This is a genomic window from Hartmannibacter diazotrophicus, from assembly GCF_900231165.1.
Classification (GTDB): Bacteria; Pseudomonadota; Alphaproteobacteria; order Rhizobiales; family Pleomorphomonadaceae; genus Hartmannibacter; species Hartmannibacter diazotrophicus.
This window is the reverse complement of sequence record NZ_LT960614.1, coordinates 3451416-3466715: the sequence shown is the minus strand read 5'-3', so window position 1 is coordinate 3466715 and position 15300 is coordinate 3451416. Positions and strand designations below refer to the sequence as shown.

The window sequence follows — 15300 nt, the reverse complement described above, 5'->3', positions numbered from 1 at the left end:
CCGCTGGTTCAGGTTGGAAACGCGATGGCTTTTCGCGGGTCAAAGGAGACGCTGACGTCGGCGCCCGGGCCATGGACGGCCTCGGACGCGGGAACCTGGGCCAGAAGCTGGCCCAATCCGGGCACGTCGATCGCATAGTCCGCGCTCGGTCCAAGGAAGATGCGATTGTGGATCGTGCCGACGGGGCCGCCCGGCTCGGTGCCAAGCGTCAGCGCTTCGGGCCGGACGCAGACCGTCGCGCCGGAGCCGGCCTTGAGACCGTCGCGCCCCTTTGCCCGCGTCATCTGGCCGTTGGCGAGCCTGATCTCGGCCATGCCGTCGGTCACGGAAAGGACCTCTCCGGCGAGCATGTTGGTCTTGCCGACAAAGTCGGCGACGAACAGCGTCGACGGATGGTCGTAGATTTCGCCGGGCGTTCCAAGCTGGGCGATGCGGCCCTCGCTCATGACGCAGACGAGATCGCTCATGGACAGTGCCTCTTCCTGATCGTGCGTGACCAGCAGGAAGGTGATGCCGAGGTCGCGCTGCAGGCTCTGGAGTTCGATCTGCATCGCGGTGCGCAGTTTCTTGTCAAGGGCCGCCAGCGGTTCGTCGAGCAGCAGAACGCGGGGCTTGTTGACGAGCGCACGGGCGAGCGCCACCCGCTGTTGTTGGCCGCCGGAGAGTTCGTGCGGCCGCCGTCCGCCAAGTGCTCCGAGGCGCACCATCTCGAGCGCTTCGCCTACACGCGCCTTGATCTCGGACGCTGCCAGACGCGGGCGCTGCTGCTTCAGCCCGTAGGCAACGTTGGCCGCAACGGTCATGTGCGGGAACAGCGCGTAGTGCTGGAAGACCATGTTGACGGGGCGGCGGTAGGGCGGTTCGCCCGCCATGTCCCGGCCGGCGACGAGGACCTCGCCGCTCGTCGGCATCTCGAAACCGCCGATCATCCGGAGGCTGGTCGTCTTGCCGCAACCGGACGGTCCGAGCAGGGCAACGAAGCTGCCGGCGGGCACGGCAAGGTCGATGCCGTGAACGGCCGTGAAGCTGCCGAAGGCCTTGGTTACCTTGCGGAATTCAATATCGGGGTTGCCGGTCGGGCTCATCGGAGGCTCCGTCTTTGCATCCGATTTAATCATGCTAAAAAACTAGCAAAGCCTTGCTCTGAGGTATATACCTCCGAAGTGGTATTTAGGCAGAAAAATTCGTTGGGAGTGGTATGTCCCTTTCTGCAGTGCACACGCGGCTTGAGCCGTCGGCGAGGCTGGCGGATGTGATCGTGGCCCTGTCCGGCGCCGATCCCTCGGCGTTCGGACCGGCCCTTCTGGCCTGGTTTTCCGAGGCCATCCGCTTCGATCATTCCGTTGTCTTCGCCTATCGCGGCGATGCGCGTCCGCCCTGCCTGTTCGAAACCTTCAACCGGCAGGACAGCCACGTCTTCGTGGCGCTCTACCAGGACGGCCCCTATCGGCTGGACCCGTTCTGCCAGACGGCGCTCGCACGCCGGTCGGGGTTCTGGCGCATGCGGGAACTGGCGCCGGACCGCTTCTATGCCAGCGAATATTTCCGCACCTATTATGAGAAGACGGGCCTTGCGGAGGAGGTGGGCTTCTTCGTTCCGATGGAAAGCGGCGTGACCGTCGTTCTGTCGCTGATGCGCCTGAAGCGTTCCCGGGCCTTTTCAGCGGTCGAAATCCGCGAGTTGCGGCGCGCGGCGCCATTGGTGATGTCGCTGGTGCGGCTGGCTTGGGGCGATACGGAGGTGCCCGAACAGCGCGTCGGCATGCCCGATCTGTCTGGCCAACATGCCAGCAGGGAAGAAGACCTTGGAGTGCGGGCGGCCGAGCCTCCGGTCATGGAGAAATCGCTTCTGACGACGCGCGAGAGCCAGGTGGTCGACCTGGTCCTGCAGGGGCATTCCTCGGACTCGATCGCCGACCGGCTCGGCATGACGCCGGGCACCGTGAAGGTCCATCGCCGCAATATCTACCGCAAGCTCCACATCAGTTCCCAGGCGGAACTCTTCGCATGGTTCGTCGCCCAGAACGCGAAATGAAATGGCTTCGTCTTCCGGGATGCGAATTCGCCGGCCAGCCCATCAGGGGCGCGCCGACATCACCTGCTGCCCGGGCATGTTCCGCACCTTGTCGAGGCAGCCGCCGATTTCATCTTCAAGGGCCTTGGCGACGATCCGCCCAATGCGGGAGATCGGCTTGCGGCTGTCGATCGCGACACTGACGGTCTGCGGTTCGGCGCCCTTGTCCCGGATCGGCAGGAAGACGAGTTCGCCGGAAATCAACTCGGGCGCGGCATCGAGCTCCGAGGTGAAGGCCAGGTAGTGCCCGCCGCAGGCCAGTTTCTTGACCAGTTGCAGCGAGTTGGTGACGACCGCCTTGTTCGGCTCGTTGAAGAGCCAGCCATAGTGCGCCTCAAGATACCGGCGGATCACAAGCGCCCGGCTTTGCAGCGCGATCGGATGAGCAACAGCCCGTTGCAGATTGGCCTCCTTCTCCTCGGCCAGCGGATGCGTCGGCGCGACGACACAGCCGAGCGGCAGCTCCGCGCTCCAGAGAACATGGACGTCGCGGCGCGGCGTGAGGTTGAAGATCGCCGCGACGTCGACTTCGCCGGAGAGCAGGGCGGAAACGGCATCGTCCGGCGTTGCGATTTCGATATCGAGCGTGATGCGGGGCTGCTCGGCGGCAAGCCTCTCGACGAAATCGGGCAGGAAGCCGTTGACGTGGCTGTCCATGGCGGCGATGCGGACGTGGCCCTGATCGATGCCCTGCAATTGCTTGATTTCAGCGACGACCCGCCGTTCGTCGGCACGCCAGCGCCGGGCGAGGGTGACGAGGGCGTCGCCGGCCGCCGTCAGCCGCATGCCGCGCGGAACACGCTCGAAGAGTTCGACGCCAAGGTCCTGTTCCATAAGCAGGATCTGCCGATCGACGGCAGATGCCGCAACATTCAGTTCCTTGCCCGCCTTCTGGATCGAGCCGGAGCGGGCGACCTGATCCACATAGCGAAGGGAAGCCGGGGTGAGGGGCGAGCGCATGATGTCCAATCCATTCTAATTATTCGAATGCAGCATTGTTCAAACTGATCTGGACGGCAATGGGTGTCTCGCCGATGATGTCCTTCGTCAACGATGGGGGATGAGATGAGCGGTGGGGGCGAAGGTCATTCCCTGGATCTGAAGGCGATCACCCATCGCTTCGGCGACAACGTCGCTGCCAATGCCATCGACCTCTCGATCCGCCCCGGCGAACTCGTCTCTCTGCTCGGCCCGTCCGGTTGCGGCAAGACCACGCTCCTGAAGATAATCGCCGGTTTTCTACGGCAGACATCCGGGGATGTTCTGCTGGACGGGCAGTCGGTCAGTCATCTGCCGGCGAACCGGCGTCAGGTTGGCATCGTCTTTCAGAACTACGCCCTCTTTCCACACATGACGGTGGGCGAGAACATCGCCTACGGCCTGGCGGCGCGGCGGCGGCCTCGGGCTGAACAGGAGGCGGTTGTCGAGGAAATGCTCGCCCTCGTGCAGATGGGCGCCTTTCGCGATCGCCTGCCGCGCCAGCTTTCCGGCGGCCAGCAGCAGCGGATCGCCCTTGCCCGCTGCCTTGCCATCCGTCCGAGCATCCTGCTGCTCGACGAGCCCTTCAGCGCCCTCGACAAGAACCTGCGCCTCGACATGCAGATCGAGATCAAGCGCGTGCAGCAGCAGTCCGGCATCACCACGGTGCTCGTCACCCACGACCAGGAAGAGGCGATGAGCATGTCGGACCGGATTGCCGTGCTCCATCGCGGCAATCTGGAACAGTTCGCCAGCCCGACGGAGATTTACGACCGGCCCGCATCCCTTTTCGTCAACAGCTTCGTCGGCACGGCCAATCTGCTGCCCGGTCGTCTCGTCACGGGGCAGGGCGGAGGTGCGGCGGTGCAGCTTTCCGATGGCATGGTCATCGACACGGGCCAGCCGACGCCATTGCCGTCCGGGTCGGATGTCCGCCTGTCGCTGCGTCCGGAGGCGCTGCGGCTGTCCCGGGAACAAGGGGAGGGCGGCATTCCGGCCACGGTCGCGACCGCGATGCCGATCGGGCCGTCCATCCTGTTCGAGGTTCGCCTTGCCAACGGCGCGCTCGTCAAGGTGATCGAGGAGCGGGCGGGGCGCGATGCCTCCGATCTCGCCGGAAACCAGGTTTTTCTTTTCATCGACAACCGCCGCGTCAGCGGCATTTTTCCCGCGTCATCGGCTTGATGCGGGTGCCTGAGCACATTCGGAAGGAGCCGTCATGACGTTCAACCTTACCCGTCGCCACCTGCTTGCCGCTGCCGGAGCCGCCGGCGGCCTGTCGCTCCTGCCGCGCGGCGCCTTTGCTGCCGAAGAGCTTGTGGCCGCCACGTTCGGCGGCTCCTGGGCCGAAGTGCACAAGCAGATCCTGAAGCCCTATTTCGAGGAGAAGACGGGGGCCACGGTCAGCCAGTCGCCGATGCTTGCGACCGAGCAGATCGCCAAACTGACGGCGGCCAAGGGCGGCGAGCCGCCCTTCGATGTCGCGATGCTGGACGAGGGCCCCGCGCTGGAGGCGATCGATGCCGGGCTCATCGCCCCCTTCGATGCCTCGAAGTCCCCGAACTACGCCGATCTGCCGGAAAAATTCCAGGGCGAATACGGCCCGGCGATCACCATGCAGGCGATCGGCATTGCCTATAACCCGGAGACGATCAAGACGCCGCCAACCTCCTGGGAAGACCTCTGGAAGCCTGAATATGCGGGCCGCGTGGGCATCACGTCGCTGGCCAGCACGCTCGGTCTTGCCTTCCTCCTCGACATCAACCGCCTCGAAGGCGGCGATGAATCGAACATGGACGCGGGCTTCAAGAAGCTGCAATCGCTGCTGCCGAACCTTGCCGCTGTTTCCGCCAACTTCGGCGCCCACGGCGCGCTCTTCCAGCAGGGCGAGATCGACATCGGCGTGCAGAACTTCAACTTCGCCGAAGTCTTGAAGGCGAAGGGCGTGCCGATCGAGTTCGTCAAGGTTTCCACCGGAACGCCGGGCTGGAAGACGACCATGCATGTGGTGAAGGGCGCGACCAAATCCGATCTCGCTCATGCCTATATCGACAGCCAGCTTTCCGCCGACGTGCAGAGCGAAATGGCCAAGGCGCCTTGGAACACGATCCCGACCAACTCCAAGGTTCCGGTCGAGGGCATCGTTGCGGAAAAGTTCGGCAGCACGCCGGAGGATCTGGAAAAATTCGTCTTCTTCGACTGGAAGAAGGTGAACGAGGGCCGGGCGGCCTGGACCGATCAGTTCAACCGCGACATCCGGATCTGACGACGATGGCGAGCGCGGATGCTCTTCCCGACAGAGAGTGGCGACTGGCGCTGCCGCTCGCCATCTTTTTCCTGGCCTTCTTCATCGCCCCCCTGCTGCTGCTCGTCTCGACCAGCTTCGAGACCGAGCGGCAGATGACCGGCGTGCTCGGCCTCAGGCAGTATGCGGCCTTCTTCGGCGACAGTCTCAATCTGGACGTGCTCATCGATACGCTGCTGGTGGGGCTGAAGGCGACGCTGCTTTGCCTTGTCTTCGGCTATCCGCTGGCCTGGCTCTGCACGAAGGTTTCCGCCCGGCTTCAGGCCGTGCTGATTTTCCTGGTGGTCCTGCCGATCGTCACCAGCGTCGTCGTGCGGACCTTTGCCTGGATCGTGATCCTCGGACGGCGCGGCATCGTCAACGACACGATCCTGGCGCTCGGGCTTTCCTCCCAGCCGCTGCGGCTGCTCTTTGCCGAGCCGGGTGTCGTCATCGTTCTCGCGCAGGTTCAGATGCCGCTGATGGTGCTGCCCTTGCTGACCACCTTGCAGCGCCTTGACCCCAATCTCGAAGCGGCGTCGGCGGCGCTCGGGGCAGGGGCCTGGCGAACTTTCTTCAAGGTGACGCTGCCGCTCAGCATGCCGGGCATCATCGCCGGCTTCATCCTGACCTATACGGCCTGCGTCACCGCCTTCGTGACACAGTCCCTGATCGGCGGCTCACGCCTTCTCTACATGCCGATGATGATCTTCCAGCAGGCGATGGATCTGCAGAACTGGCCCTTCGCCGCAGCCATCTCCGTCATCTTCATGATTTCCGTCCTCCTGATCGTCGGTCTGGCGGTGGCGCTTTCGCGCAGCCGCACGGCGCGGCTCTACGGATGAGGTGAGGCCATGGTCCGCGCGCTCAACTGGGATGTGATCAGCTTCCGGGCGGTCTTCGGCCTCATCGCCGCGATCACCGTCTTCGTGCTGATCTTCCCGACCGTCGTCATCCTGATGCTCTCGTTCACGTCGGACGAGGCGCTGCGCTTTCCCCCGTCCGGATATTCCTTTCGCTGGTATCTGGCTCTTCTCGACGCCAACGAGATTCAGGATGCGGCCTGGCTCAGCTTCAAGGTCGCCGTCATGGCAACGGGACTTTCCTGCATTCTGGCAGTCTCGGCGGCGCTTGGCGTCTACCGCAGCGACAAGGCCTGGGCGCGGGCGGCGGAAACCCTGTTTCTCTCGCCCCTGATCCTGCCGGCACTCGCCTTCGGCTTCGCCGCGCTGATGATGTTCTCGATGCTCGGCATTCGCCCTTCGATGCTGACCCTGACAATCGGCCATGTGGTGGTGAGCGTGCCGTTCATCATGCGCACGACGCTCGCCAGCCTCTCGCAACTCGATCCGGCGCTGCTCGATTGTTCCAAGAGCCTCGGGGCAGGGGAAGCCTACACTTTCCGCAAGATCACCCTGCCGCTGATCGCGCCGGGTGTCGCCTCCGGCGCCTTCATTGCCTTCATGGCCTCCTTCGACAACGTGCCGGTGTCGCTTTTCCTGCAGGACACCCGCACGCAGGTGCTGCCCATACACCTCTGGGACATCATCCAGAACCAGCTCGACAGCCGGGCCGCCTCGGCCTGCGGGGTGATCATCATCATGACGGTCGTGATGATGGTTCTGATGGAACGCGTTGCCGGGTTCTCCCGGTTCATGAAATGACTTCTAGAGCATTCGCCAATGACCTTTCAGCCTATCCCGCTCGACGTGCTCAACGACTGCCCGCAGGACCGGTTTCAGGCCGTTCTCGGGCCGGTCTTCGAAAATGCCCCCTGGGTTTGCGATATGGTCTGGCACAAGCGGCCCTTCGCCAGCCTCACCATGCTGCATGATGCGATGATGCAGGCGCTGCGCGCGCTGGAGGGAGATCGTCTCATTGCCTTTCTGAACGGTCATCCGAGGCTTTCGCCGGAGACGCTTCGGAAGGGAACCACCGCCGAATCCACTGGCGAGCAGACATCGGCAGGGCTGAACGCGCTCGACCCGGAGACAACGGGCCTTCTCGGCCAGCTCAACGACGCCTATGAGGCGCGCTTCGGCTTTCCCTTCATTCTGGCGGTTCGCAATGCCTCCCTGGAGACGATGCTTGCCAGCTTCCAGCGGCGGATCGGTGCCTCACCGGCGGCAGAACGAGAAGAGGCGCTGGCGGAGATCCGGGCAATTAGCTGGATGCGCCTGCTCGATCGCGTGACGCCGGCCACGAGCGGAGGTCTCTCGACCCATGTCCTCGACACCGTTCGTGCGGCACCTGCGGCCGGGATCGGGATCGAGCTCTGGAAAAGGCTTCCGTCGGGCAACATGGAATGTCTGGCCACCCATCAAACCGACCAGCAAGGCCAGTTCGCGACGAACGGCGACTGGCCCGTCGAGGCCGGCGATTACGAGTGGCACTTCGACACGCCGACCTATTTCGCCCGCCAGGGCTATGCGACGGTCGAGCGGACCTATCTTGGCAAGGTGCGGATTGCATTTTCGGTCTGGAATCCGGAAGAGCACTATCACGTGCCGCTCCTCCTGACGCCAGGTTCCTACACGACCTATCGCGGAAACTGACAGAGCGGCCCGTTCGGATGCCGTCCTTGCCGGTCCCTTGTCGTGACGCGCCTCAAGTTCCGGGCGGAGGTTCAGAGGGCGGGGCCATTGCCTTCAGCCTCGAATAGAGCGTCGTTGCCTTCATGCCGAGCAATTCGGCCGCTCCGCCGGGGCCGGAGACCTTGCCGCGGCATGCCTCAAGCGCGCGGCGGATGTTTGCCTCTTCAAGGGCGATCATTTCAGCCGCCGTCAGAATGGAGCCGGCGTCGTCGCCGGCCGCATCCACAGCGTTGGTCGCTGTCTCGGTGGCCGATCCGGGGCGGCCCGTCTCGGGCAGGGAAAAGGCCAGCTTGCCGCCACGGGCGAGAATGGCCGCGCGCTCGACCACGTTCTGGAGTTCGCGCGCATTGCCGGGCCAGGAATAGGCCCTGAGCATTTCGACATTGGCTTTCGTGAGCTTGGGAACCGGAAGGTTCAGCCGGGCGCAGGTCGTTGCCAGGAACTCGGCGGCCAGCACCGGAATGTCGCCCGTGCGTTCGCGCAGCGGCAGGCATTCGATCGGGAAGACGTTGAGCCGGAAGTAGAGATCTTCCCGGAACCGGCCGGCGGCCGATTCCTGCTTGAGATCGCGGTTGGTCGCCGCGATCACGCGCACGTCGACCTCGCGCGTGCGGTCCTCGCCGATGCGCTCGAAGCGGCGATCCTGAAGCACGCGCAGCAGCTTCGATTGCAGGTCGAGGGGGATTTCGCCGACTTCGTCGAGGAAGATGGTGCCGCCGTTGGCGAGTTCGAAGCGGCCGACCCGGTCACGAAGGGCGCCGGTGAAAGCGCCCCGGACATGGCCGAAGAACTCGCTCTCGAAGAGTTCGCGCGGAATGGCGGCGCAGTTGACGCGGATCAGCGGCCGGTCGGAGCGGGCGGAGGCGCGATGGATCGCGTGGGCGACGAGTTCCTTGCCGGTGCCGCTCTCGCCGGTGACGAGCACGTTGGCGTCGGTCGGGGCGACGAGCTCGATCTGGCGGATCAGGTTGGCCACCGCGTCGGAGGTGCCGAGGATATTGTGGTGGTGGGCCTGGCTGCGGATTTCCTCGCGAAGATAGGCGTTTTCCATCTCCAGCCGTTCGCGCAGGCGGGCGTTGTCCGCAAGGGCCGTGCGCAGGCGCTCCTCGTTCAGCTTGCGCTCGGAAATGTCGCGAAAGACGATCACGGCGCCGACCATCGCGCCATTATCGACGATCGGCGTCGAGGTGTATTCGACGCGCACGGACCGGCCATCCTTGCCCCAGAAGACCTCGTCGTCGACGGTCTTCACCGTGCCCTGCTTGAAGGCGTTGTAGATCGGGCAGTCGGCGACCGCGTAGGGCGTTCCGTCGGCCTTGTGATGGTGGATGACCGAGTGCATGTCCTTGCCGATGAGTTCGGCCGGATCGTAGCCGAGCATCGTGGCTGCGGCCGGATTGACGAAGGTCGTCTCGCCTTGGACGTTGACGCCGTAGATGCCTTCGCCGGCGGCGGCGAGGATGAGATGGTGCTCGCGCTCGATCTCGCGGAAATAGCGCTCGGCGCGACGCCATTCGTCGAGGCCCTTGCGATGATAGGTGTTCGCCTCGTCGTCCACGGAGCGCTGGGCCTGGACGTCGAGGTCGGTGATCGTCACGAGGAGGTAGTCCTCGCCATCCTGCTCCGTCGCCACGGCCATGTGCTCCAGCCGATGCGGCCTGCCGTCGGGCAGGGCAAGCGTGAGGTCGCGGGTGAAGGCATGGCCGCGCACCAGGGCTTCCTCGGTGAAGACGTGCCAGATTCCCATCTGCTCGGGGTAGAACTCGGCGAGCGAGCGTCCCGCAATGGTCTGTGCCTTGCGCCGGAAGAGGGCGCTCGCAGCCCTGTTGGCCTGGATGACGAGCCCGCTTTCCGGCGCGATCAGCAGGGTCGCGTTGGGGGCACGCTCGAAGAACTGGCGCAACAGAATGGCGCCAAGATGCTGCGGGTTGAGGGTCGTATCCCTGCGGTCATGGTCTGCGGTGGAAGACGGCTGTCTTTCCTTGTCGCCGGCGACAGCGTCGTTCACGGGCTTCGCCGCGCAACAGGGGCAGCCTTCGCCTCCCTCATTGCCGGCGTCCAGCGCTTCGAAAGGGCCGCCATGGCTGGTCCGCTCGCCGTCGCTCATGCATCTGCCCTTTGCGAATTTTCGTAACTGAAGATTATGAAAATTTGTAATTCATGAAAAGTCGTAAATTTCGGAGTGATGGATGGTTTCTATAGTATATTGAAATTAATACATAAAATCAGAGAAGCCAGCTTGGCATAACGCTTGCCAATCTCCTCGTCAGACGCCGCGCCAACGACGCTGCGGCGATAAGTCCAACGATGGGGAACGAACATGGCAAGCAAGAGTCTCGGCAATCCATTCGACGGTGACAGCGACCTCAGGCACGGCATGTCGTGCGGCTGCGACGACTGCCGCAGAACAGCGGGCGATTTCGTCGCCGATGCGCCGGCTAACACCCATGAGGATATCCTGTCGCGCGCCATCGACAGCGCCGTGGTGCGCTCCGTCTTCGGCCACAACGAGATTTCGCGCCGGTCCTTCGCCAAGATGCTCGGCGGCACGACGCTGGCGGCGGCCATCGGCTCGGTGCTGCCGCTCGACAAGGCCAAGGCCGCCATTCTCGACACGCTCGGAACGCCCGAAAAGGCCAAGCTTGCGGTGGGGTTCGTTCCGATCACCTGCGCGACGCCGATCATCATGGCCAAGCCCATGGGGTTCTACGAGAAATACGGGCTCGACGTCGACGTCATCAAGACGGCCGGCTGGGCGGTCGCGCGCGACAAGTCGCTCAACAAGGAATATGACGCCGCCCATATGCTGACGCCGATGCCGCTCGCCATCACCATGGGCGCGGGCTCCACGGCAACGCCCTTCCTGATGCCGGCGGTGGAGAACATCAACGGCCAGGCGATCGTCCTGCATGTCGACCATCTCGACAAGAACGACGACCCGAAGAAATGGAAGGGCTTCAAGTTCGGCGTGCCGTTCGAATACTCGATGCACAACTTCCTGCTGCGCTACTACGTCGCCGAGCACGGCCTCGACCCCGACACGGACATCCAGATCCGCGTCGTACCGCCGCCGGAAATGGTCGCCAACCTGCGCGCCGGCAATCTCGACGGCTATCTCTCGCCCGATCCCTTCAACCAGCGCGCGGTGTGGGAGAAGGTCGGCTTCATTCACAAGCTGACCAAGGAGATATGGGAGGGGCATCCCTGCTGCGCCTTCGCCTGCAGCCAGGAATTCGCCGAGACGATGCCGAACACCTACGGCGCGCTTTTGAAGGCGCTGGTGGATGCCACGCAATACGCCCACGCGGCGGAGAACCGGAAGGAAATCTCGGCGGCCATCGCGCCGGCGAACTATCTCAACCAGCCGGTGCCGGTGATCGAGCAGGTGCTGACCGGGCGCTATGCCGACGGGCTCGGAAACATCAAGGACGAGCCGAACCGGATCGACTTCGATCCCTTCCCCTGGCACTCCATGGGCGTGTGGATCCTGACCCAGATGAAGCGCTGGGGCTACATCGAGGGGGACGTCGACTACAAGGGCGTCGCCGAGCAGGTCTATCTCGCCGGCGACTGCGCCAAGATCATGAAGGACCTCGGCGTCACGCCGCCGGAGGAGACCTACAAGAGCTACACGATCATGGGCAAAACCTTCGACCCGGCCGAGCCGGAGGCCTACGTCCAGAGCTTCGACATCAAGCGGGCCTGACCAAATGCCCGCGAGCCTCAACCTCAGGGCTGCCATCCTTTCCCTCGTGTTGCTGGTCTTCGGGCTCGGCGCGTGGGAACTGGCGACGCCCAAGGTCAAATCCGCCGAGGAGATGACCGAATACGAGATGCTGATGGGCGGCGCGGACCAGGAGGCCCGTGTGCCGCCTCCGTCGGCCGTCCTTCAGCGGGCGTGGGAGGAACTCTCCAACCCGTTCTACGACAACGGGCCGAACGACAAGGGCATCGGCATCCAGGTGGCCTATTCCCTCGTTCGCGTGCTGAGCGGCTATTTCATGGCGGCGCTGATCGCGATTCCGGTCGGGTTCCTGATCGGCATGTCGCCGCTCTTCTATAAGGCGCTCGATCCGTTCATCCAGGTGCTGCGGCCCATCTCGCCGCTCGCCTGGATGCCGCTTGCCCTCTTCATCATCAAGGACAGCAACGCCTCGGCGATTTTCGTGATCTTCATCTGCTCGATCTGGCCGATGCTGATCAACACAGCCTTCGGCGTCGCCGGCGTGCGCAAGGACTGGGTCAATGTCGCCCGCACCCACGAACTGGGTGCGCTCCGGACTGCCTTCACGGTGATCCTGCCGGCGGCCGCGCCCACCATCCTCACCGGCATGCGCATTTCCATCGGCATCGCCTGGCTGGTGATCGTGGCGGCCGAGATGCTCGTGGGCGGCACGGGAATTGGCTACTACGTCTGGAACGAGTGGAACAACCTCGACCTCACCTCCGTCATCTTCTCCATCCTTACCATCGGCGTCGTCGGCATGCTGCTCGATGCCGCCTTCGCGCAGGTGCTGCGCGCCGTCCAGTACCAGGAATAGGACCCGTCATGACCGATCAATCCTTCCTGGAAATCGACAACCTTACGAAGCGCTTTCCGGCCCCGCCGGGCGGAGAACCGCTGACCGTCTTCGAGAATGTCAGCTTCGACATCGCCAAGGGCGAATTCGTCTGCATCATCGGCCATTCGGGTTGCGGCAAGTCGACCATCCTCAACGTGCTCGCCGGCCTCGACAGCGCCACATCCGGTGCCGTCACCATGGACGGCGGGGAGGTGGCCGGCCCGAGCCTCGACCGGGGCGTCGTCTTCCAGAACTATTCGCTGCTGCCGTGGCTGTCGGCGCTGAAGAACGTGACCTTCGGCGTGCGTGCCCGCCATCCGCAGTGGTCGAAGGCGCAGGTGCAGGAACACGCCTACAAGTATCTGGAGATGGTGGGATTGTCCGGCGGGGCGGAGCATCGCAAGCCCTCGCAGCTTTCCGGCGGCATGCGCCAGCGCGTCTCGATCGCCCGGGCCTTCGCCATCCATCCGAAGCTGCTTCTGCTCGACGAGCCTTTCGGGGCGCTCGACGCGCTGACGCGAGGCACGATCCAGGACGAACTCATCCGCATCTGGTCTGGCTCCGACCAGACGGTGTTCATGATCACCCATGACGTCGACGAGGCGATCCTGCTCGCCGACCGCATCCTCCTGATGACGAACGGCCCCAATGCGCAGGTGGCGGAGAACGTCATCGTCGACATTCCCCGGCCGCGCAGCCGCACCGAGATCATCCACCACGAGGGCTACTACAAGATCCGCAACCACCTCGTGGAGTTCCTGGCCCACCGCTCCAGGGAACTTGCCGGCCAGAAGGCCGACGACGGCGGCCGGAGAACCGAACCGCGCACCGTCCGTCCCGCTCTTGGCGGCGAGAGCGAGGAGGAGCACCCGGCGGCGGAGACCAAGATCGTCGCCCTGAAACGGTGACCTCCGGGAAGCTCGGCCGCGCGAGACAGATGCACGACCGCGCCCGAGAGCATTGGAAAAATTCAAGAAAAGGCAGAAAAGGACCAAGAGAATGAACAAGCTTGAAGTCACCGAGATGATCATGGAGCGGAAGCGCACCACGGGCATGACCTGGGCGGCGATCGCGGAGGCCATCGGCATGTCGGAGGTGTTCACCACGTCCGCCTGCCTCGGCATGAACTCGATGCCGCGCGACAAGGCCGACATCCTCGTGACGACCCTCGGCCTGCCGCAGGAGGCGGGCATGGTGTTGGCGGAATATCCGACCAAGATCTTCGCCCAGCAGATCCCGACCGATCCGTGCATCTACCGCTTCTACGAGATCATGGGCGTTTACGGCGATACGCTGAAGGAGCTCATTCAGGAAAAGGGTGGCGACGGCATCATGAGCGCCATCGATTTCGACATGAAGGTCGAGAAGGTGCCCTATCCGAAGGGCGACCGCATCGTGGTGACGATGAGCGGCAAGTTCCTGTCCTACAATCAGTGGTGAGCGGCGCCGCTGGCGCTCTGCGAGGCCGCTCCGGGGGCCCGATCCTCTCGGGGCGGATCGAGACAAGTCATGCGCCAACACGCAATCTGGACCAGTCAGATCGGGCTGCACACGTTCGGCGCGGGCTCTCTCATGCTCTTTGCAGACATGGGCCATAGCATTCTGCCTTGCGCCGGGCCTGCGTGATGCGGCGTCATTGCGTCGGGTATGAATCGGCCTGGTGCCGCTTCTTCTTCGGAAAAACTGGAAATTTCAGATGATTGAGGGAGGGGCTCCAGCCCCTCCCGAGCGTGGCGGGAAGGGCTGGTCCGGTTGATCCCTCGTCTGTCCGAGGCCGATCAGTAGGTATCGTGCAGCCGCACCCAACTCATCGTGCCGCCGGTCTCGTTGCGTCCCTTGGGGGCGAGATCGAGCCAGTTGAAGGCGCCCATCAGCAATTCTGTGCCGCGGTGATAGGTCGAGTAGGTGTGGAAGATCGCGCCGTCCTCGTTCTTGACGAAAACGCTGACGCCGAACATGTCGGACGCCTTCTCGATCGGCGTCCTGCCGTAGTTGTAGAGCGCCCGTCCGGCCTCCCGGGCCTCCGGCGTGAAGGAGACGGCGAAGTCGTAGTTGAAGTCACCGTCGCCGGACGACACCCAGGGAAAGCTCCAGCCCAGGCGGCTCTTCGCCGCCTCGATTTCTTCGACGGACGCGCGGGAGACCGCGGCGAAGGCGAGATCGGCCTGCTCGAAATGCTGCCGGGCGCCGTCGACGTGATCCATGGTGAAGGAGCAGCCGGGGCAGATGTGGCCGGAACCGGGCGTCAGCATGAAATGATAGACGGCAAGCTGGCTGCGGGAGCCGAAGAGGTCAGCGAGCGTGCGCTTGCCCGTGGCGCTGTCGAAGACATAATCCTTCTCGAGCCGGACCCAGGGCAGTTGCCGACGCTCGGTGCGCAGCGCGTCGAGTTCGTGGGTCATGGCAAGCTCCCTGGTGAGGAGCGCCTTGCGGGCGGTGAGCCATTCGTCACGGGATACGATGGAATTTTGCATGGTCAGTCTCCTTGGGTTCCGCTTGGCGAGCGGCGGTTGAGTGGATGCCGGATGCCAGAGGCAAGCCGGAGCCACGGGGACAGGTGGAAAAGACCCATCAGCAGGTACATCAAGGTCATCTCGCTGAAGGGCATGAGGTCCGACGCAGGCGCGCACATCATCGCCTGGTGACTGTCTGCCGCCGAGATCCACGCCATCAGCGTGAAGGTCGGTGAGGCGGCAAGGCCGAGCCAGCCGGCCGCCCCGCAGGCGATCGAGGCCGGTGTGCCGGCTTTCCCTGCCGTGCCGATCGATGTCATTGTCGAACCTCCGACTGAAATTCGCCGTTTCCGGC

General features: G+C 64.0%; 15 protein-coding genes. 10 read left to right on the top strand and 5 right to left on the bottom strand.

Translation table 11 applies throughout. The features are described from left to right. Window positions 1-8 precede the first annotated feature (8 nt). On the bottom strand, window positions 9-1085 hold the full coding sequence (locus HDIA_RS16180; RefSeq protein ID WP_099557099.1) for an ABC transporter ATP-binding protein: 1077 nt from the start codon (window positions 1083-1085) through the stop codon (window positions 9-11). 113 nt (window positions 1086-1198) lie between these two features. On the opposite strand from HDIA_RS16180, the gene HDIA_RS16175 reads away from it, so the two are divergent. Then, window positions 1199-2035, top strand: a complete 837-nt coding sequence (locus tag HDIA_RS16175) for a response regulator transcription factor (RefSeq protein WP_099557098.1) — start codon at window positions 1199-1201, stop codon at window positions 2033-2035. Between the two features lie 42 nt (window positions 2036-2077). On the opposite strand, the gene HDIA_RS16170 is transcribed toward HDIA_RS16175, so the two are convergent. Then, the gene (locus tag HDIA_RS16170) at window positions 2078-3034 is read right to left on the bottom strand and encodes a LysR family transcriptional regulator (protein ID WP_157775694.1); all 957 of its coding nucleotides are present in this window, start codon (window positions 3032-3034) and stop codon (window positions 2078-2080) included. A 105-nt stretch (window positions 3035-3139) separates the two neighbouring features. Between HDIA_RS16170 and HDIA_RS16165 the strand changes: the two genes are divergently transcribed. From HDIA_RS16165 to uraD, 5 genes are read left to right on the top strand one after another with little or no spacing between them, the layout of a single operon-like run. Further along, the gene (locus HDIA_RS16165) at window positions 3140-4237 is read left to right on the top strand and encodes an ABC transporter ATP-binding protein (protein WP_099557096.1); all 1098 of its coding nucleotides are present in this window, start codon (window positions 3140-3142) and stop codon (window positions 4235-4237) included. Between the two features lie 34 nt (window positions 4238-4271). Further along, entirely contained in the window at window positions 4272-5318 is a 1047-nt protein-coding gene (locus HDIA_RS16160; protein WP_099557095.1) for an ABC transporter substrate-binding protein, read from the top strand. 5 nt (window positions 5319-5323) lie between these two features. Then, window positions 5324-6181: an ABC transporter permease gene (locus HDIA_RS16155; RefSeq protein WP_099557094.1), complete on the top strand. Its 858-nt coding sequence runs from the start codon at window positions 5324-5326 to the stop codon at window positions 6179-6181. Window positions 6182-6190: 9 nt separating this feature from the next. Then, a complete protein-coding gene (locus HDIA_RS16150) occupies window positions 6191-7000 on the top strand; it encodes an ABC transporter permease (RefSeq protein WP_099557093.1) in 810 nt (269 codons plus the stop codon). A gap of 18 nt (window positions 7001-7018) precedes the next feature. After that, window positions 7019-7891 (top strand): 2-oxo-4-hydroxy-4-carboxy-5-ureidoimidazoline decarboxylase, encoded by an 873-nt coding sequence (uraD, locus tag HDIA_RS16145; protein WP_099557092.1) that lies wholly within the window; start codon window positions 7019-7021, stop codon window positions 7889-7891. A 52-nt stretch (window positions 7892-7943) separates the two neighbouring features. On the opposite strand, the gene HDIA_RS16140 is transcribed toward uraD, so the two are convergent. Beyond that, the gene (locus tag HDIA_RS16140) at window positions 7944-9938 is read right to left on the bottom strand and encodes a sigma 54-interacting transcriptional regulator (protein WP_245883900.1); all 1995 of its coding nucleotides are present in this window, start codon (window positions 9936-9938) and stop codon (window positions 7944-7946) included. A gap of 312 nt (window positions 9939-10250) precedes the next feature. On the opposite strand from HDIA_RS16140, the gene HDIA_RS16135 reads away from it, so the two are divergent. From HDIA_RS16135 to cynS, 4 genes are all read left to right on the top strand, one after another. Then, entirely contained in the window at window positions 10251-11636 is a 1386-nt protein-coding gene (locus tag HDIA_RS16135) for a CmpA/NrtA family ABC transporter substrate-binding protein (protein WP_099557090.1), read from the top strand. A gap of 4 nt (window positions 11637-11640) precedes the next feature. Further along, window positions 11641-12471 carry a nitrate ABC transporter permease gene (ntrB, locus tag HDIA_RS16130; protein WP_099557089.1) on the top strand — a complete coding sequence of 277 codons (831 nt, stop codon included), beginning with the start codon at window positions 11641-11643 and terminating at the stop codon, window positions 12469-12471. Between the two features lie 8 nt (window positions 12472-12479). Then, window positions 12480-13400 carry an ABC transporter ATP-binding protein gene (locus HDIA_RS16125; protein WP_099557088.1) on the top strand — a complete coding sequence of 307 codons (921 nt, stop codon included), beginning with the start codon at window positions 12480-12482 and terminating at the stop codon, window positions 13398-13400. A 91-nt stretch (window positions 13401-13491) separates the two neighbouring features. Further along, window positions 13492-13932 carry a cyanase gene (gene cynS, locus HDIA_RS16120; RefSeq protein WP_099557087.1) on the top strand — a complete coding sequence of 147 codons (441 nt, stop codon included), beginning with the start codon at window positions 13492-13494 and terminating at the stop codon, window positions 13930-13932. Between the two features lie 338 nt (window positions 13933-14270). Here cynS and HDIA_RS16115 read toward each other — a convergent pair whose 3' ends face one another. Together HDIA_RS16115 and HDIA_RS16110 are read right to left on the bottom strand one after the other, a co-directional pair. Continuing rightward, window positions 14271-14966 (bottom strand): DUF899 domain-containing protein, encoded by a 696-nt coding sequence (locus HDIA_RS16115; RefSeq protein ID WP_099557086.1) that lies wholly within the window; start codon window positions 14964-14966, stop codon window positions 14271-14273. Between the two features lie 2 nt (window positions 14967-14968). Next, window positions 14969-15265, bottom strand: coding sequence for a hypothetical protein (locus HDIA_RS16110; RefSeq protein ID WP_099557085.1), 297 nt, complete (start codon window positions 15263-15265; stop codon window positions 14969-14971). Between the last annotated feature and the right edge of the window lie 35 nt (window positions 15266-15300).